Source organism: Nocardia sp. FBN12 (assembly GCF_054031145.1).
This window is the reverse complement of sequence record NZ_CM132926.1, coordinates 3803575-3819896: the sequence shown is the minus strand read 5'-3', so window position 1 is coordinate 3819896 and position 16322 is coordinate 3803575. Positions and strand designations below refer to the sequence as shown.

Here is a 16322-nt window from a genome sequence, read left to right as displayed (position 1 = left end):
GGACCTATGAATGCGCTCTGGCATGGATTCGCCGATATGGGTGCCGTCAATCGTGACGGCGCGTTCGTTGTCGCTCGCGGCGAGGGCGCTTACGTCTTCGACAGCGCGGGTAAGCGGTACCTCGATGCCACCGCCGGGCTGTGGTTCGCCAATGTCGGGCACGGTCGCGGCGAGATCGCCGACGCCGTCGCCGACCAGTTGCGCACCATCGCGCACTACTCCAACTTCGGCGACCTCACCGAAGCGCCCACCCAGGAACTCGCCGAGAAACTGTCGTCGATCGCTCCCGTTCCCGGCAGCAAGATCTTCTTCACCTCCGGCGGGTCCGACTCGGTGGAGACCGCGGCCAAGCTGGCCCGCCGCTACTGGCACGAGCAGGGCCGCACCGACAAGAAGATCCTGGTCGGGCGCCGGCTGGCCTACCACGGCATGCACTACGCGAGCACCGCGCTCGGCGGTCTGACGCCGAACAAGGAGGGCTACGGCGTGCTGGTGGACGACACCCGCACCGTCGAGTGGGACGACGCGAAGTCCCTGCTCGCCCTGATCGAAGAGGTCGGCGCCGAGCGGATCGCCGCGTTCTTCTGCGAACCGATCATCGGCGCGGGCGGGGTGTACCTGCCGCCCGAGGGCTACCTGGCCGAGGTCCGCCAGATCTGTCGTGACCACGACATCCTGTTCGTCGCCGACGAGGTCGTCACCGGTTTCGGCCGCATCGGCGGCTCCTGGTTCGCCTCCACCCGCTTCGACCTGCGACCCGACCTGATGACCACCGCCAAGGGCCTCACCTCCGGCTATCTCCCCATGGGTGCTGTCTTCATCGCTCCCCACCTGGCCGAGCCCTTCTACGCAGGCGGCACCTGGTTCCGCCACGGCTACACCTACGGCGGCCACGCCGGTGCGGCCGCCGCGGCCCTGGCCAATCTCGCCATCGTCGAACGCGAGGGCCTCCTCGAGGAGGCCGCCCGCCTCGAGTCCACCCTGCACACCGCCCTGGCCCCGCTGGCCGATCATCCTCGCGTCGCCGAGGTGCGCAGCGGTCTCGGCGCGGTGGCGGCCGTGCAGCTCGCCGATCCGTCCGAGGGCCCTGCCCTGGTGAAAACCCTGCGCGAACACGGAATCTCGGGTCGTGCCGCCGGTGCGGGCGCCATGCAGATCTCCCCGTCGTTCGTCATGACCGACGCCCAGGTCGCCGACCTGGCCGCGGGATTCGCCCGCGCCCTCGGCTGATTCGGATCGACACCGGGCCCGTCGGCGAAACTCGCCGGCGGGCCCGGCGTCGTGCGGGCCGGCCCGCTCTGCCCACCGGTTCGGTGGTGATCGGCGCGGGCAATCGCATCACCGGCAACGGTCTTACGCCTGCGCTGAGCCGACATCCCGCGCGTCGTCGGCGGTGATGCCGGTGAGCCGAATGATGCGGGTGTTGAGGTAGCGCTGTTCGGGGATGCCGGCGGTGAGTTGTGCCGCGCGGCGGTAGCTGTCGAGGGCAGCGGGGTGGTCGCCGATCAGTTCGAGCAGGTGGGCGCGGACCGCGTGGGTGCGGTGGTGGCGGGCCATCACCGGGTCGTCGAGTAGGGAATCCACCAGTGCCAGGCCTTCTTTCGGGCCGAAGGCCGTACCGACGGCGACCGCGCGGTTGAGCGTGACGATCGGGCTGGGGGCGACGCGGTCGAGCATGGCGTACAGGACGGTGATCTGGCGCCAGTCGGTGCTCGCCCAGGTCGGAGCCTCCGCGTGGACCGCCGCGATCGCCGCCTGGAGCTGGAATCGGCCGACGTGACCGCGTGGCAGTATCCGCTCCAGGAGCGCGACACCCTCCGCGATCATCGATGGATCCCACTGTGTCCGGTCCTGCTCGGACAACGGCACCAGCTCGCCGTCGCGCATCCTGGTCGCTGACCGGGCGTGGGTGAGCAGCATCAGGGCCAGCGCGCCGGTGACTTCGTCGTGGTCGGGGATCGCCGCGTGGAGCTGGCGGGTCAGGCGGATGGCTTCGGCGGCCATCGTCGGGTCGACGAGCGTGCCACCGGCCGAGCGGGTGTGTCCCTCGGCGAACAGCAGGTGGCACACGTCGAGGACGGCTCGATCAGTCGTCGCGACGCGACCCTGATGAGCCAGCCGCGCGGGTTGGCCGGCACACCCTCGCGGGGCCACTGGGTGGTCGCCGCGGCGGCCGCTTCCTGGGCGGCGTCCTCGCAGTCACCTAGGTTCTGTCTCGAAATGAGTGATGGGGTGGCACCGCGCAGCGGCGCCACCCCATCAGCATGTTCGACCGAAGCTGTTGCCCGCGTTGGCATATAGGTGAGGCCTCCGGTATTCGGATTAGCGACCAAGCAAATCTGAATAGCACCGGAGACCTCGTGGCCAGCCTAGCGGTGGCGGGGCGAGCGGACCTGACCGATGCCCAGTGGGCGAGGCTGGAGCCGTTGCTGCCCCGCGGTAAGAAGGCGGGACGCCCGCCGAAATGGACGAAACGCCAGCTCATCGACGGGATCCGGTGGCGGTGTCGTGTCGGGTCGCCGTGGCGAGACGTTCCGGCCGAATACGGGTCCTGGCAAGCGGTGTATGGACTGTTCCGCCGGTGGCAGCGGGCCGGGTCATGGGCCGCGATCATGCGATCGCTGCAGGTCCAGGCCGACGCAGCTGGAGTGATCGACTGGCAGATCAGTGTGGATTCCACGATCGCGCGGGCTCACCCGCATGCTGCTGGCGCCCGCCGCGACAGCGGCGGGCAATCCGAACCACCGGCCGGTCCAGGGGAATCCGAGCCGGCCGATCACGGGCTGGGGCGTTCGCGGGGCGGGTGGACCAGCAAACTGCATCTGGCGTGTGACCAGGGCTGCCGTGTGCTGTCGGTACTGGTCACCGCAGGTCAAGCCGGTGACAGTCCGCAGTTCACCGCAGTGCTCGATGGCATCGAGGTGCCGAAACTCGGTGGCGGGCGGGCACGAGTCCGCCCTGAGCGGGTGTTGGCCGACAAGGCCTATTCCAGTCGAGGTAACCGGGAATGGTTGCGCCGTCACGGGATCAGGGCAACGATCCCGGTCCCTGCCGATCAGGTTGCGCACCGTCGCCGTCGTGGCAGAGCCGGTGGTCGGCCCCCGGCGTTCGATGCGGTGCTCTACCGTGACCGCAACGCTGTCGAGCGGGGTATCAATCAGCTCAAACAGCATCGTGCGGTGGCTACCAGGTTCGACAAACTCGCTGTCCGCTACCAGGCCACGATCCATATCGCGGTGATCAACCAGTGGCTCAGGCACTCGTGAGAGCGGGCCTGCGGGCCGCCCTCACGACTTCGAGACACTGCCTAGGTCGCCGTGCCTGCGCAGCAGCGCGGCCAGAATGTGCGGCGCCTCCTGTCGCCACACGTGTTCGACCGCGCTCGCGTCCATCGGCTCAGCTCATGGCCGGGCGCAGTTCGACGGTCTCGCCCGGGCCGGCGAACTGCGCGGCGATCTCCTCGGCCCGCGCGTGATCCTCGACATCGATCAGGAAGAACCCGGCCAGATGCTCCTTGGCTTCGGAGTAGGGACCGTCGGTGACCAGCGGCTTGCCGTCGTCCCAGCGATACAGTCGCGAGGATTGCGGCGCACCGAGCGCCTCGCCGCCCACCAGTTCGCCCCGCGCGCTCATCTCGCCGAGCAACGCCTCGAAATCCGCGGTGATCCGGTCGCGTTCTGCCGCGGGCAGCGCCTGGAATTCGGGCAGGTAGTCGCCGGTCGGGTGGCCCCACGGCTGGGGGTTGGAGTGGATCAAGATCACGTACTTCATCGTGGCTCCTTCGCGCTCGCGGATGCGTCCCGATGACCCATCCTCACCGGAAACGTCGGAGCCGACCACGCTGTGTCGACATCAGCGGGATCAGGACGGATCCAGCGGCAGGGTGAAGTATCGGCTCAGCGGGTCGGTGGAGTAGGTGCCGAACGGGCCGCATTCGACGAACCCGTGGCGCAGGTAGAGGCGGCGCGCGGGAGCGAAGAAGTCTTCGGCGCCGGTTTCCAGGCTCAGCCGCCGGTACCCGCGTTCTCCGGCTACCGCGACCAGGTGGGCGAGCACTGCGGCGGCTACACCACGGCCGGTGTAGCCGTCAGCGGTGCGCATGGACTTGATCTCGGCGTGTTCGGCGTCGAGTTCCTTCAATGCGCCGCACCCGACGAGGTCGGCACCGGCCCACGCGCTCCACACGGTGACCGCGGGATCGCGCAGGGCGGTGAGGTCGAGGGCGTGCATGCTGCAGGCGGGAGTGGTGTCCGCCATTTCCGCGTGGTGAGCGGCCAGCAGGGCTCTGATGTCCGCGCCGGCGAGATCATCGGCCACGACGCGGAGCTGGTCGACCTCAGCAGTCGGGTTGTCTGTCATGTGTCCAGTTTGGCGGTCGATGCTCACGTCTATCGACTCGGGTCGGCCTCTGATGAAGTGATCTCGCCGTGCTCAGCGCACGGGGTGCGGCGGCGGACTCCGGTTGCCGCGGCCGCCGTGCGGCGGCGCGATGCGATCCCCTGACCGCGGAAAACGGCCCGAGGGCACCGCTGTGGTGCGAGCATGGTGGTGCGGGTGTCGACTCGAAAGTGGTGGGGTGTGGCCGATTTCGTGGAGCAGTATGCGTACGTGCGGTGGCCGGTGGTCGCCGCGTTCGTCCTGGCGTCGCTGATCGTGGCGACCCGGTTGACCAGGCGACCGCCACCGGCGCACCGGGTGGACACCGCGTCGGACAGCGCGCACCTGCTCATGTGCCTGGTGATGCTGGCCATGCTGGTGTTCCCCGCCGCCACCGACCCGCACGCGATGCGCGGGCTGCTCACCGCCCTGACGGTCGCTTTCGCGATCCTGCTCGCCGAACGCACCGCGCAATGGCGCGCCGGATCGGCCCCCGACGGCGTGCTGGCACTGGGTTATCACACCGTCGCCGCCGCGGCGATGCTCTACGCGATGGCCGGGCACGGGGCGATGCACACGGCAGCGGGCGCGAGCTGGCCCGCCGTCGCGCTGGCGGTGCTGTTCGGGCTGGACGCGCTGCTCGCGCTCGGTACCGTCGGTCACCGATCGCGCTGGCACCGCTTCGTTCATCCGGCCGGCGCGCACCCGCTGACCTCGGCGCTGGTGCCCCATGTGGTGATGGATATCGGCACCGCGTTCATGCTGATCGCCGCGATCGGCCGGTGAATACCGATCCACAACCGCCCGCGCTGCGAATTGCCTTAGTGCGGGCAGGAATTCGACGATGAGTGGGCAGCGCGGTCCCCAACCGCCGCCGGGGTCGCGCGGCGGCGGTCCGCGGACACCCGCGATCGTGGCCGGCGCCGACGATCGCGAGGAGATGCGTGCGCTCTATCGCGCCACCGGCGCCGCCGCGTTCGGATTGGCCCTGCGGGTGCTGCACCGTCGCGGTGCCGCCGAAGATGTTGTCCGCGAGGGCTATCGGCGTGCGAGGGCGGCCCAATGGATCGTCGACGATGACGGCGCGGACAACGAATCCGAGTCCAGCTCCACGGAATCCGGCGCCGACACCGCGCCGACGCGTCCCGGGCCGGATCTCGGGACACCATGGGGCCGTTCGGCGTTCGTCGCGACCGAACAGCGATCCGATCTGACCCCCCACACCTACGGTTCGATGGACGTGACGTTCGGTCGCGGCGTCGTCTACACCCACGACGGTTCCCGCCTGCCCGACCGCGCGGACGCGGGCTCTCGGGCCGCGGCACCGGATCACCTCGGCGCCGGCTATCCGAAGTCTGGCGACGAGGGCACCGATGACGAAGGCCGCGGCTACCCCGGTCGTACCGCGGACCACGGAGCCCATGCCGACCCTGGCACAGGCCATGCCGGTCCGGACCTTCTCGGTACGGCGCAACCGGGCTCGGGCCACCTCGATCCACAGCGATCAGGCGCGCACCTCGGCATCGATACCGAACATCTCGGGATGGACCGAGCGCCCACCGGCAACGCCAACGGCACCTCGGCGTTCACCCACGACCAGACCTGGTTACTGGCCCAGATCCATCGCCTTGCGGTCCAGCGACTGCGCGTGGACCGACGCGGCGACGACATGCCGTGGCTGGCGGCCGCCGCCAGACTCGGCTTCGACGACCCACTCGACAGCCGCTGCGAAATCTTCGTCCTCGCCTACTACGGCGGTCGCACCTACCGTGCCATCGGCCGCGAGCTCGGCCTGCGCGTACCGATGGTCACGAGACTGCTGGCCGAGAGCATCGAAAGACTCGCCGACCAGCGGATCGACCGGTGGACGGCCAGGCAGTCGTGGTGCCCACCCGGTTCGGTGCTGTCCCTGGCCGACGCCTACGCGCTCGACGCGGTCGCCGAGATCGAACACCACCACATCGAGAGCAAACTCACCGCCACCACCCCGAACAGCCTGTCGCAGTTCGCCGCCCGCGTGCGCGGCGTCCACGAAGTGCTCGCCCAGCTGGCCGCCGACGACCAGCACACCCCGCCCCGCAACCTCGAAACCCGCATCCTCGCCGATCTGGGCACCAGCGCACCGCAGCGGCGCGGCCACTGGACGACCAGACCGCCCTGGCTGCGCCGCTTCGGCGGTCCACCGGAGGCTTAGGCGTCCCCCGTGCTCGTCAGAGCACCACCACGTGGTCTTCGGCGACCCGGCCACCAAGGCGAACCCACCCGTCGGAGTCCCATTCGGTGTAAAGCTGGGAGCCCTGCCCCTGCGTGATGATCAGTCCGCGCCGCAATTGCCCGGTCAGCGCGACCGCGGCCGCCCCCGTTGCCTCGTCCTCGGCGATGCCCATCGCGGGGGCGAACATCCTGGACCGCACCGCCCCGCGTGCCTCGTCGGTCCAGGCCCAGAAGTAGTGCTGGCCCTCGGTGAAGTCGACGGGCGACAACGCCGCCAGGTCCTCGGCCGAATTCACCTGCTGGAAGTCGAATTTCGGCGCCCACTCGGCACGCGCGGTGATCCAGGTCAGCCCGTCGGTCTGGGTGACGGCCACCGGCCCCGCCTGCACGCGCAAGGTGTGCACCGGCGTGCGCTGCACATCCAGCCACCACGCGGTGCCGACGGTGGGATGCCCGGCGAAGGGCAACTCGATGGCGGGTGTGTAGATGCGGACGTCGGCGACGCCGTCGACAGGGTCGGACACCACCGTGGTCTCGCTGAACCCCAGCCGGGCCGCCAGCTCCTGCTTGTCGAGGGCGACGACATCCCCCGCGCGGGCGATACCCAGCGCGTTGCCGAGATTTCCGGCCGGATCGGTGAACACTCGGACGACCTCGACCTGGATGTCCGGGGCATCGGGCACATCGTGTGCATTCATGATCGCGAGCCTACCGGGCCGTTCATCTGCGCCGACCGCACCGCGAGACCGGCGACCGTGTCCACTACCGACGGCAGCGGCCCCGACCCGGAATCCGGATCGGGGCCGCGCAGTGCCTGGAAAAAAGCAGTGCCTGAAAATGCAGCCGAATCAGACCGCGGCCGTTGCCAGCGCCTCGGTCGAGGCCACCGCCTGGCCGACACCGGCCACGATCGCCGCCGCCCGCAGCGACTCGAAGATCACCTCGCGCGACACACCGGCCTCGCGCAGCGTCTTCTCGTGCGCCTCGAGGCAGTGCGCGCAGCCGTTGATCGACGACACCGCGAACGACCACAGCTCGAAGTCGGCCTTGTCGACGCCGGGGTTGCCGATGATGTTCATCCGCAGACCGGCGCGCAGATCGTCGTAGCGACCCTCGAGGAACGCCTTACCGCGGTAGAACACATTGTTCATGCCCATGATCGACGCGGCACCCAGCGCGGCGTCGTACGCCTCGGCCGAGAGCACGTCGGCGGCCTCTTCGGCGATCTCGCGCAAGGTGGTCGCCGAACGGGTGGCGGCGGCCGACGCCAGCAGGGTGCCCCACAGTTGCTGCTCGTTGAGCACCGTGGTGCGTGCCAGCGAGGACAGATTGAGCTTGAGGTCCTTGGCGTACTCGGGAAGAGAGTTCTTCAGGTTCTCGATGCTCATGACAGTGGGGCTCCTCTGGGATGTTTCGGTGGGGAAGGGGTGAATCAGACTCTGGCCGAAAGGAGTTCGCCCGCGTCGATGGTCGGGTCGCCCTTCTTCCAGTTGCAGGCGCACAGCTCGTCGGACTGCAGGGCGTCGAGCACGCGCAGCACCTCGTCGACATTGCGGCCGACCGAACCGGCGGTCACCGAGACGAACTGCACCTCGTTGTTCGGATCGACGATGAAGGTGGCGCGATCGGCGACCCCGTCGGCGTTGAGAACGCCGGTGGCGGTGGCCAGTTCACGCTTGAGGTCCGACAGCATCGGGAAGGGCAGGGTCTTGAGATCCTCGTGCTGGGCGCGCCACTGGAAGTGCACGAACTCGTTGTCCACCGAGGCGCCGAGGACCTGGGTGTCGCGGTCGGCGAACTCGTCGTTCAGCTTGCCGAACGCGGCGATCTCGGTGGGGCACACGAAGGTGAAGTCCTTGGGCCAGAAGAACACGATGCGCCACTTGCCCGCGTGGTCGTCGCTGGTGATCTGGGTGAAGTAATCGTCGGGCTGCTGCGCGTCGACCTTGGAGAGATCGCCTCCGATGACGGCCTTGAGGTTGTATGCCGGGAACTGGTCGCCGATGGTCAGCAGAGCCATGCTTCGTCTCCTCATTCGTGGTGTGGTTGATGTCAGCGTACTGAAAGGTAAAGCCGATTGCTGCCCGTATACTGATAGGTGTGAGTGATCAGACTTATCAGCCAACCCTGTCGCAGCTGCGTGCGTTCGTCGCCGTCGCCGAATACCGGCATTTCGGCACCGCCGCAGCGCGTTTGACTGTGAGTCAACCCACGTTATCGCAGGCACTGGCATCACTGGAAAACGGTCTCGGGCTCCAGTTGATCGAGCGCAGCACCCGCCGGGTGCTCGTCACCGCGGCCGGGATGCGGCTGCTGCCCCAGGCCATGGCGACGTTGGAAGCGGCCGATCGATTCGTCGCCTCGGCGACCGGCGACACGCTCGGTGGCACGTTGCGCGTGGGCATCATTCCGACCGTGGCGCCCTATGTCCTGCCCGAGCTGCTGCCCGAGTTACGCCGCAAACTGCCCGGGGTGCTGCCCCAGGTGGTCGAGGACCAGACCGCGCGGCTGCTCGACGGGCTGCGCACCGGCGTGCTCGATGTGGCGGTGCTCGCGCTGCCGACCGAGGCGAGCGGTCTGGTCGAGATCCCGCTCTACAGTGAGGAATTCGTCCTGGTCACCCCGCGCGGACACGAGCTCGCCGGCCGCACCGACCTCGCCGCGCCCGCGCTGGCCGACCTGCCGCTGCTGTTGCTCGACGAGGGCCACTGCCTGCGCGATCAGACCCTCGATCTGTGCCGCTCGGCAGACGTACAGCCCGGCACGGTCGGCGACACCCGCGCCGCTTCGCTGACCACGGTGGTGCAATGCGTGGCGGGCGGGCTCGGCGTCACGCTGATCCCGGAGATGGCCGTGGCGGCCGAAACCGCGCGCGCGAGTCTGGACACCGCCCGCTTCGCCGACCCCGCGCCGGGTCGCACGATCGGGCTCGCATATCGAGGGTCATCCGCGCGGGCCGCGGATTACGAATACCTGGCAGCGGTCATCCGGTCCAAGCGTCCTTTCTGATTTCATTCGTTCGAACGACGTAATTCCCGACCGCCGGTGCTGTTCTTGATAGCGGTGACGATCCCGATTCGGGACCGACACAACTCGAAGTCTCGACAGTCGAAGGAATGCGTCATGTACAAGATTCGTTCAACCGTCGCGGTGCTCGCTTGTGCGCCGCTGATCGCCCTAGGTGCCGGCGTAGCCGGCGCAGCACCCGCGCCGGCCCCCGTCCCCGTCGCACCGGTGCCTGTTCAGGTCGAGCCCGTCGTCTTGTCGCCGTTCATCACGATTCCCGGCGCGCTGGTGACGTGTGTTCCGTTGCTCGTAACCCTGCCCATTCTCTACCCACTGTGCGTGGTCTGAGGAGATACATGCTGAACAAGAGGATCGACCGAGACACTCCCGTACTCCGGTACGGGAGTGTCTCGACCGTTTCGGGTCGATGGACCATTGTCGCTGCCACGCTGCTGCTGATGTGGGCGACTCTCGGATCCGCGCAGGCCCAAGCGCCGGTGACCCTCGGTGGTGGATCGGGCATCGTCTTCGACGAGGGCTCGACCTGCACACTCACCACCATCGGTTACGACGGCGCAGGTCAGCTGGTCGGTTTCACCGCGGCACACTGTGCGGCCGAAGGCGCGGGAGTCTCCGCGGAGGCCGATCCCGGTGCCGGACCCGTCGGCACCGTCGCGTTCACCAATCCTGACTACGACTACGCGGTCATCACCTTCGACGCGGGCCTGGTGAATCCCGTGAACCAGGTCGGTGCCACGGCGATCACCGGTGTCGGACTGCCCGCGCAGTTCCCGGCCGTGGCGTGCAAGGAGGGACGAACCACCGGACAGACCTGCGGTCTGGTCTATGGCGATGTCTTCGGCGGCGCCAGCTGGACGCTGACGCAGATCTGCGTGATCGTCGGTGATTCCGGTGCGCCCGTGGTGGTCGGAAATACCCTTGTCGCCATTGTCAACGGCTATATCGCGGTGCCGTGCCTCGGCCCGCAAGTGGGCGCCAATTTCACCCGAATTCTCGATGATGTGAATGCCCGCGGCGGCGTGGGGGTGGGATTCCACCCGATTTAAACGGACAAAAGTCACTGCGCCGAAATCGCGGTGGTCGATAACAACCGGACCAATTCGGCCTGCCGGTGTGTTTTCGTCTTGGCGAAAATGTGCTGCAAATGTGTCCGGGCGGTGAATACCGAAACGGAGAGTTGCGCGGCGACGGCGGGGAGTCCGTCGCCGCGCAGCACACCGAGTGCCACCGATACCTCCGCCTCGGTCAACCCGTACAGCTCGTGCAGCACGCCCGGATCCGGTGTCGGTTCGTGATCCGGATCGGTGATCACCACGAGCGCGGCCCCCGGCCACTGCCCGTTGCCGGAGTGGGTATCCAGCGGGGAGATCCGCAGGATCAGCGACCGCTTGCCCGACGGCCGGGCCACCGCCACGTTCCCGCCGCCGGACGCCGACCCGGCGGCCTCGTCGATCAGCTGCCGCAGCTGGTCCTGCAGGCGTGCCGAGCCGGCCCGCACATGTCCGAACGAATCCACCGTCAGCCCGTCGCATTCCCGCGCGATGCGCTCGGCCGCCGCGTTGGCGAACACCAGGGCCGTATCGGCGGTGACGATCATGACACCGTGATGAGCCTTCGCCAGGGCCGCGAGCGCGAAGGCGCGTTCGCGTGCCATCGTGACCAGCTTCGCGCGAGTATGCAATGCGCTGCGCAGATGCGGGACGAGCACGCGCAGCAGAACCGGGCCGCCCGGCTGGTCGGTGACCGCACGGTGGTCGGCCATGGTCAGCGACAGCCATGACGACGGCAGATCGCCGGTGAGCCGGGCGATGAAGCTGTTGGCCAGGCCGTTCGCTCGCACGGCCCTGCCGCTGCCACCGTTTCCGTACTCGAACAGTTCTTCGCCGGTCGCGCAGGCACCGACCGGTAGCCAGCGCATGCGGGCGGCGACCGCGGCCAGCTGGCTGTGCACCTCGGTGGCGGTGATCGCGCCCGCGGAGTTGACCTCGACGTCGCCGCGTGCCGGATCGGCGATCACGAGAAAACCGTGCATCGCGTCGAAGGTATCGGTGAGCTGGCGAACCACCCCATCCCAGCGGTCCGGCTCGATGCCTGCGGTGTGTATATCGGCGATCAAGTTCGAAAAGCGTTGTAGCGCAATCGACATGACTGGCCTTCCTCGGGCACCGATCGCGCGCACGATGGTGTCGTACGGCGCGTGCCATCCGAGTTGTTCCAACCTGTAGAGCGTAGTCGATCCAGCGCGGGGGCGACATCCTCCACTGTGTCGTCCGGTTGCGGCGCCTGCCTGATCACCTGTTACTTTGAACGTTGTTCAATTCTGCCGTGAAGGATGCTTGCCGTGCCTGAAGTCGAGAAGAATGCGAAGCCGGTGACCGGGTTCGCCGCACGGGACATGGCCCAGATCGCGGTGTTCGCGGCCCTGATCGCCGCCCTCGGCCTGCCCGGTGCGATCACCGTCGGGTTCAGCGGGGTGCCGATCACGCTGCAGACCCTCGGAGTGATCCTCACCGGCGCCATCCTCGGCGCCCGCAAGGGCACGGCCGCGGTGGCGGTGTTCATCGCGCTGACCATGATCGGGCTGCCACTGCTGTCCGGTGGTCGCACCGGGCTCACCGCGCTGGCTTCGCCGACGGCCGGGTACCTGATCGGCTGGATTCCGGCGACGCTGGTCATCGGGCTGCTGACCGCCATGATCCTGCCGAAGTATCCGCTCGTGTTCGGTCTGCTGATCAACGCCCTCGGCGGCATCGTGATCATCTACCTGTTCGGCACCGCGGGACTGCTGGTGCGCACCGATCTCGGCCCGTGGGCGGCCTTGTCGACCAATTTCGCGTTCATACCCGGCGACCTGGCCAAGGTCGTGATCGCCACGGTCGTCGCGAAGGGTGTACATCGCGCGTATCCCGGGCTGATCGGTCCCCGGTCCGCGTGAGCGAGATCGTCGTCAGCGCGGTCGGGCACCGTTTCGGTGAGCGCACCGTGCTGCGCGATATCGACCTGCGGATCACCGAACGCCGGGTCGGATTCATCGGTGCCAACGGGTCCGGCAAATCGACGCTGGCCCGGATGCTCAACGGACTGCTGAAGCCATCCACCGGCACCGTCACCGTCGACGGACTCGACGTCGCCCGCAAGGGTGCGCAGGTGCGGCGCAAGGTGGGCTTCGTATTCACCGACCCCGACACCCAGATCGTGATGCCGACGGTCGCCGAGGACCTCGCGTTCTCCCTGCGCCGCAGCGGCCTGAGCAAGGACGACATCGCGGTCCGCGTGCGGCGGATGCTCGACCGATTCGGCCTCGCCGCGCACACCGACCATCCGGCGCACCTGCTCTCCGGCGGGCAGAAACAGCTACTGGCCATCGGTTCCGCGCTGATTCGCGAGCCCGAGGTGATCGTCGCCGACGAACCGACCACGCTGCTCGATCTGCGCAACGCGCGGCGGGTATCGCAGGCCTTGAACTCCCTCGATCAGCAGGTGATCGTGGTGACCCATCAGCTCGGGCTGCTCGACGGATTCGATCGAGTCGTGGTGCTGGACAACGGTTCCGTCGTGTTCGACGGTCCGCCGGTGGCGGCGATCGACGCATATCGGCAACTGATCGAATGATCGGTCTGTACTGCCCCGGCGACTCGCTGCCGCACCGGATGCCCGCGGGGGTGAAACTGGCGCTGTTGCTGGTCGCGATCCTCGTGATGACGGTGTTCGTGCGCGGTCCGCTCGGTGTGCTGATCGCGGTGGCGCTGGTGGCGGGCTTGTTCGCGCTCGCGCGCATCTCCTGGCGGGTGGCCTTCGCCCAGGTGCGCCCGGTGCTGTGGATGACGGCGATCATCGGGGCGTTTCAGCTGCTCACCACCTCGCCGGGGCGGGCCCTGGTGGTGTGCGGGGTACTGCTCGTATCGGTGGCGCTCGCCGCGCTGGTCACGGTGACCACGCGGGTAACGGCCATGTTGGACGCCTTGACTCGCGCGCTGGGCCCGCTGCGTCGCGTGGGAGTGAACCCGGAGCGGGTGAGTCTGCTTCTCGCGCTGGCCATTCGATGCGTTCCGTTGCTGGCGCAGATCGTCCACGATGTCGGCGAGGCGCGGCGCGCCAGGGGGGTGTCGTGGTCGGCGACCGCACTGGTCACGCCCGTGCTGGTGCGGGCGCTGCGGACCGCCGACGCGATGGGTGAAGCGCTGGCCGCACGCGGTGTCGATGACGACTGAGGTCGCGGACATTCACCTTGCCATTCATAGACGACCGGTCGTATAGTCCTTCGTATGGCACGACCACGGCGCAGTGACGACACGAGGGCGCTTCTCATCGAGGAGGGCGCGGTCGGCCTGCTGTCCAACGGCTATCACGGCACCGGCATCAAGCAGGTGCTCGACAAGGTCGGGGTGCCGAAAGGCTCGTTCTACAACTACTTCGACAGCAAGGAGAGCTTCGCGCAGGCGGTGATCGAGCATCACTCGCAGTGCGTGCGGCGCAATCTCACCGCCGCCTTCGCCGCGGCATCGGACCCGCTCAGTGGCATCCGGGCCTTCTTCGCGACCCTGACCGAAGATTTCGTCGCCGCCGAGTACACCGGTGGCTGCCTGATCGCCAACCTCGGCGGGGAGCTGGAAGGCAGTGAGCTACTGCGGCAGTCGCTGTCGAGCGCGTGGGCGGTCTGGCGCGACGGTATCGCCGGTGCTCTGCGCGAGGCGCAGGCGCAGGGCACCGTGCGCGCCGACATCGACGCCGTTGACCTGGCGGACCTTCTTCTCGAATCCTGGGAGGGTGCGGTCATCAGGATGAAGATCGACCGCACCATCGCACCGCTCGACAAGTGTTTGCGGCGCCTGCTCGACGACTACTTCCGGCCGTAACTCCCGTCGGCGCCCATCTGGTGCCGTGACCATCATCGTCGGCCTTCGGGCCTGCCGTTCTTCGGTCGCCATTCATAGACGACCGGTCGTATATTGCTCGAAAGGATCAGTTCATGTCCACATCGAAGACAGTCGTGGTGACCGGTGGTTCCAGCGGCATCGGGCGTGATGTCGCTCGTGCTCTCGTCGCCCGTGGCGACAACGTAGTTCTCGGCGGGCGCGACGCGGACAAGCTCGCCGAGGTCGCCGCCGAACTCGCCGCACCCGACCAGGTGGCAACCGTGATCGGTGACATCGGCTCGCCCGCCACGGGTTCCGCGTACGTGCGGACCGCACTCGATCGGTTCGATCGGGTCGATGCCCTGGTCAACAGCGCGGGTGTCTTCGGAGCCACGCCGTTCGTCGAGGTCACCGAGGCCGAACTCGATCGCTACCTCGGCGGCAACCTCAAGGGCACCTACTTCACCACCCAGGCCGTCGTCCGGCAGTTGCTCGCCCAAGGGGGCGGCGGCAGTGTCGTCAATATCGGCACGGTCCTCATCGACCATGCCATCACCGGCTTGCCCGCCTCGGCCGCGCTCATCAGCAAGGGTGGCGTGCACGCGCTCACCACCAGCCTCGCGGCCGAACTCGCGCCCGCGAACATCCGGGTGAACGCCGTGGCGCCCGGCATCATCCGCACCCCGCTCTTCGGTGCCGGCGACGAAACCGCCTCGGGCGCACTGGCACTGCTGAACCGGATCGGTGAGGTCGCCGACACCACCGCGGCCGTGCTCTATCTCACCGACGCCGAGTTCGTCACCGGCCACATCCTGCCCGTCGACGGCGGCTTCCGCTCCGGCCGGGCCGCCTGAGTCAGTGAAAAAGGTTCCTGCACAACGTATTCGGGTGCGCAGCGGCTCGTCCTGCGGTCATCCTGGAAGAGCTGCACCCATCGAAAGGACACGCCATGCCGTACGTGAACATCAAAGTCACCGATGAAGGGGTCACCACCGAGCAGAAGGCGCAGCTCATCAAGGGCGTCACCGATCTGCTCTTCGATGTGCTCGGGAAGGACCCCAACCTCACCTTCGTGGTGATCGATGAAGTGCCGCTGACGGATTGGGGTGTGGGCGGGCTGAACGTCGCCGAGTTCCGGGCCAAGCACGCGACGCAGGACTGAAGTGATCGGTGAGCCGGGACAACCGCCCGGCTCACCGAACTCAGGCGAGTCCGTCGAACGGCACCGAGGCGTCGAGTGCGAACCAGCCCATCGGGATTCGCTTGCTCCGCGTCGAGAAGTAGCTCGGTCCCAGCCACAGATCCGGTTCGATCTCGCGCAGTTCGTCGTAGATCCGCCGGGCGGGTCTGCGGGAGCCCACCCGAGGATCGTCGTAGTCGAACAGCACTGCCGGTCGTCCGTCGATCACCGAATCACCCACCGTGGCGACGAAATTCAACGCACGCATGCCGCCCAGCAGGCGGAAGACATTGTGGCCGATCGCCATCTCGTCCACGTGACGAAACGATTTGGCCACCCAGAAGTACGACGGCCGAGCCATCGCCGTTCCGAGTAGTCGCTCGCCCGAACCGGGGAACGAACGCATCGTCACGTCACCGTCGAGCCGCGCGAAGTCGGCCGCCGTCACGTCGGGCGCTCCGGCGAACAGCCCGCGGAATTCGGTGGTTCCCGCCGCGGACAGCGCGTCGAGGCGGGGGCGGTGGTCGGACGGGCGGCGCACCGGCATCAGACCGGGTGCGGACAACGGTGTCGGCTTCATGGGCGGACTCGATTCTGTCGAAACTCGGTCCTCGCATGGTGCCAAGCAACAGTGCCTGCCCGTGCCGGTTTCGCCGACGGAGATGACA

General features: G+C 68.0%; 21 protein-coding genes. 13 read left to right on the top strand and 8 right to left on the bottom strand.

The genetic code is table 11. From position 1 onward, the window contains the following. The first annotated feature begins 6 nt into the window (after positions 1–6). On the top strand, positions 7–1230 hold the full coding sequence (locus ACWZHB_RS18375) for an aminotransferase family protein (RefSeq protein ID WP_427903102.1): 1224 nt from the start codon (positions 7–9) through the stop codon (positions 1228–1230). 123 nt (positions 1231–1353) lie between these two features. Here the strand turns inward: ACWZHB_RS18375 and ACWZHB_RS18370 are convergent, their stop codons facing one another. Beyond that, positions 1354–2070, bottom strand: a complete 717-nt coding sequence (locus tag ACWZHB_RS18370) for an RNA polymerase sigma factor (RefSeq protein ID WP_427903101.1) — start codon at positions 2068–2070, stop codon at positions 1354–1356. A gap of 290 nt (positions 2071–2360) precedes the next feature. Here ACWZHB_RS18370 and ACWZHB_RS18365 point away from each other — a divergent pair, with 290 nt between their 5' ends. After that, the gene (locus tag ACWZHB_RS18365; RefSeq protein WP_427903100.1) at positions 2361–3266 is read left to right on the top strand and encodes an IS5 family transposase; all 906 of its coding nucleotides are present in this window, start codon (positions 2361–2363) and stop codon (positions 3264–3266) included. 130 nt (positions 3267–3396) lie between these two features. Here the strand turns inward: ACWZHB_RS18365 and ACWZHB_RS18360 are convergent, their stop codons facing one another. Together ACWZHB_RS18360 and ACWZHB_RS18355 are read right to left on the bottom strand one after the other, a co-directional pair. Beyond that, entirely contained in the window at positions 3397–3771 is a 375-nt protein-coding gene (locus ACWZHB_RS18360; protein WP_427903099.1) for a YciI family protein, read from the bottom strand. Between the two features lie 90 nt (positions 3772–3861). Further along, positions 3862–4359, bottom strand: coding sequence for a GNAT family N-acetyltransferase (locus ACWZHB_RS18355; protein WP_427903098.1), 498 nt, complete (start codon positions 4357–4359; stop codon positions 3862–3864). A gap of 195 nt (positions 4360–4554) precedes the next feature. Between ACWZHB_RS18355 and ACWZHB_RS18350 the strand changes: the two genes are divergently transcribed. Both ACWZHB_RS18350 and ACWZHB_RS18345 read left to right on the top strand, forming a co-directional pair. Further along, entirely contained in the window at positions 4555–5163 is a 609-nt protein-coding gene (locus ACWZHB_RS18350) for a DUF5134 domain-containing protein (protein ID WP_427903097.1), read from the top strand. Between the two features lie 58 nt (positions 5164–5221). After that, positions 5222–6571, top strand: a complete 1350-nt coding sequence (locus ACWZHB_RS18345; protein WP_427903096.1) for an RskA family anti-sigma factor — start codon at positions 5222–5224, stop codon at positions 6569–6571. A 16-nt stretch (positions 6572–6587) separates the two neighbouring features. Here ACWZHB_RS18345 and ACWZHB_RS18340 read toward each other — a convergent pair whose 3' ends face one another. The 3 genes from ACWZHB_RS18340 to ACWZHB_RS18330 form a co-directional block, all read right to left on the bottom strand. Continuing rightward, positions 6588–7289 carry a PhzF family phenazine biosynthesis protein gene (locus ACWZHB_RS18340; protein WP_427903095.1) on the bottom strand — a complete coding sequence of 234 codons (702 nt, stop codon included), beginning with the start codon at positions 7287–7289 and terminating at the stop codon, positions 6588–6590. Positions 7290–7439: 150 nt separating this feature from the next. Further along, positions 7440–7979 (bottom strand): carboxymuconolactone decarboxylase family protein, encoded by a 540-nt coding sequence (locus ACWZHB_RS18335; protein WP_427903094.1) that lies wholly within the window; start codon positions 7977–7979, stop codon positions 7440–7442. Positions 7980–8023: 44 nt separating this feature from the next. Beyond that, the gene (locus ACWZHB_RS18330; protein WP_427903093.1) at positions 8024–8611 is read right to left on the bottom strand and encodes a peroxiredoxin; all 588 of its coding nucleotides are present in this window, start codon (positions 8609–8611) and stop codon (positions 8024–8026) included. 80 nt (positions 8612–8691) lie between these two features. On the opposite strand from ACWZHB_RS18330, the gene ACWZHB_RS18325 reads away from it, so the two are divergent. The 3 genes from ACWZHB_RS18325 (at position 8692) to ACWZHB_RS18315 (ending at position 10664) form a co-directional block, all read left to right on the top strand. Continuing rightward, positions 8692–9600, top strand: a complete 909-nt coding sequence (locus tag ACWZHB_RS18325) for a hydrogen peroxide-inducible genes activator (protein WP_427903092.1) — start codon at positions 8692–8694, stop codon at positions 9598–9600. A 114-nt stretch (positions 9601–9714) separates the two neighbouring features. Beyond that, positions 9715–9945 carry a hypothetical protein gene (locus ACWZHB_RS18320; RefSeq protein WP_427903091.1) on the top strand — a complete coding sequence of 77 codons (231 nt, stop codon included), beginning with the start codon at positions 9715–9717 and terminating at the stop codon, positions 9943–9945. A 110-nt stretch (positions 9946–10055) separates the two neighbouring features. Continuing rightward, the gene (locus ACWZHB_RS18315) at positions 10056–10664 is read left to right on the top strand and encodes a chymotrypsin family serine protease (protein ID WP_427909206.1); all 609 of its coding nucleotides are present in this window, start codon (positions 10056–10058) and stop codon (positions 10662–10664) included. 11 nt (positions 10665–10675) lie between these two features. Here ACWZHB_RS18315 and ACWZHB_RS18310 read toward each other — a convergent pair whose 3' ends face one another. Then, positions 10676–11764: a helix-turn-helix transcriptional regulator gene (locus ACWZHB_RS18310; protein ID WP_427903090.1), complete on the bottom strand. Its 1089-nt coding sequence runs from the start codon at positions 11762–11764 to the stop codon at positions 10676–10678. A 186-nt stretch (positions 11765–11950) separates the two neighbouring features. Between ACWZHB_RS18310 and ACWZHB_RS18305 the strand changes: the two genes are divergently transcribed. The 6 genes from ACWZHB_RS18305 to ACWZHB_RS18280 all read left to right on the top strand — a co-directional run bounded on the left by ACWZHB_RS18305 (position 11951) and on the right by ACWZHB_RS18280 (position 15636). Next, the gene (locus ACWZHB_RS18305) at positions 11951–12553 is read left to right on the top strand and encodes a biotin transporter BioY (protein ID WP_427903089.1); all 603 of its coding nucleotides are present in this window, start codon (positions 11951–11953) and stop codon (positions 12551–12553) included. Then, positions 12550–13230: an energy-coupling factor ABC transporter ATP-binding protein gene (locus ACWZHB_RS18300; RefSeq protein ID WP_427903088.1), complete on the top strand. Its 681-nt coding sequence runs from the start codon at positions 12550–12552 to the stop codon at positions 13228–13230. Before ACWZHB_RS18305 ends, ACWZHB_RS18300 begins: the two co-directional genes overlap by 4 nt. Next, positions 13227–13829: an energy-coupling factor transporter transmembrane component T family protein gene (locus ACWZHB_RS18295; RefSeq protein WP_427903087.1), complete on the top strand. Its 603-nt coding sequence runs from the start codon at positions 13227–13229 to the stop codon at positions 13827–13829. The genes ACWZHB_RS18300 and ACWZHB_RS18295 overlap by 4 nt, the downstream gene beginning before the upstream one ends. Positions 13830–13883: 54 nt before the next feature. After that, positions 13884–14474, top strand: a complete 591-nt coding sequence (locus tag ACWZHB_RS18290; protein ID WP_427903086.1) for a TetR/AcrR family transcriptional regulator — start codon at positions 13884–13886, stop codon at positions 14472–14474. Between the two features lie 113 nt (positions 14475–14587). Then, a complete protein-coding gene (locus tag ACWZHB_RS18285; RefSeq protein ID WP_427903085.1) occupies positions 14588–15328 on the top strand; it encodes an SDR family NAD(P)-dependent oxidoreductase in 741 nt (246 codons plus the stop codon). Between the two features lie 95 nt (positions 15329–15423). Then, on the top strand, positions 15424–15636 hold the full coding sequence (locus ACWZHB_RS18280) for a tautomerase family protein (protein ID WP_427903084.1): 213 nt from the start codon (positions 15424–15426) through the stop codon (positions 15634–15636). A 40-nt stretch (positions 15637–15676) separates the two neighbouring features. Here ACWZHB_RS18280 and ACWZHB_RS18275 read toward each other — a convergent pair whose 3' ends face one another. Continuing rightward, entirely contained in the window at positions 15677–16234 is a 558-nt protein-coding gene (locus ACWZHB_RS18275) for a hypothetical protein (RefSeq protein ID WP_427903083.1), read from the bottom strand. Positions 16235–16322: the final 88 nt, after the last annotated feature.

Coding starts and splice junctions, on each gene's coding strand:
- ACWZHB_RS18375 (WP_427903102.1), top strand. CDS start 7: ATGAATGCGCTCTGGCATGGATTCGCCGATATGGGTGCCGTCAATCGT.
- ACWZHB_RS18360 (WP_427903099.1), bottom strand. CDS start 3,771: ATGAAGTACGTGATCTTGATCCACTCCAACCCCCAGCCGTGGGGCCAC.
- ACWZHB_RS18355 (WP_427903098.1), bottom strand. CDS start 4,359: ATGACAGACAACCCGACTGCTGAGGTCGACCAGCTCCGCGTCGTGGCC.
- ACWZHB_RS18345 (WP_427903096.1), top strand. CDS start 5,222: ATGAGTGGGCAGCGCGGTCCCCAACCGCCGCCGGGGTCGCGCGGCGGC.
- ACWZHB_RS18340 (WP_427903095.1), bottom strand. CDS start 7,289: ATGAATGCACACGATGTGCCCGATGCCCCGGACATCCAGGTCGAGGTC.
- ACWZHB_RS18335 (WP_427903094.1), bottom strand. CDS start 7,979: ATGAGCATCGAGAACCTGAAGAACTCTCTTCCCGAGTACGCCAAGGAC.
- ACWZHB_RS18330 (WP_427903093.1), bottom strand. CDS start 8,611: ATGGCTCTGCTGACCATCGGCGACCAGTTCCCGGCATACAACCTCAAG.
- ACWZHB_RS18320 (WP_427903091.1), top strand. CDS start 9,715: ATGTACAAGATTCGTTCAACCGTCGCGGTGCTCGCTTGTGCGCCGCTG.
- ACWZHB_RS18315 (WP_427909206.1), top strand. CDS start 10,056: ATGTGGGCGACTCTCGGATCCGCGCAGGCCCAAGCGCCGGTGACCCTC.
- ACWZHB_RS18310 (WP_427903090.1), bottom strand. CDS start 11,764: ATGTCGATTGCGCTACAACGCTTTTCGAACTTGATCGCCGATATACAC.
- ACWZHB_RS18305 (WP_427903089.1), top strand. CDS start 11,951: ATGCTTGCCGTGCCTGAAGTCGAGAAGAATGCGAAGCCGGTGACCGGG.
- ACWZHB_RS18295 (WP_427903087.1), top strand. CDS start 13,227: ATGATCGGTCTGTACTGCCCCGGCGACTCGCTGCCGCACCGGATGCCC.
- ACWZHB_RS18290 (WP_427903086.1), top strand. CDS start 13,884: ATGGCACGACCACGGCGCAGTGACGACACGAGGGCGCTTCTCATCGAG.
- ACWZHB_RS18285 (WP_427903085.1), top strand. CDS start 14,588: ATGTCCACATCGAAGACAGTCGTGGTGACCGGTGGTTCCAGCGGCATC.
- ACWZHB_RS18280 (WP_427903084.1), top strand. CDS start 15,424: ATGCCGTACGTGAACATCAAAGTCACCGATGAAGGGGTCACCACCGAG.
- ACWZHB_RS18275 (WP_427903083.1), bottom strand. CDS start 16,234: ATGAAGCCGACACCGTTGTCCGCACCCGGTCTGATGCCGGTGCGCCGC.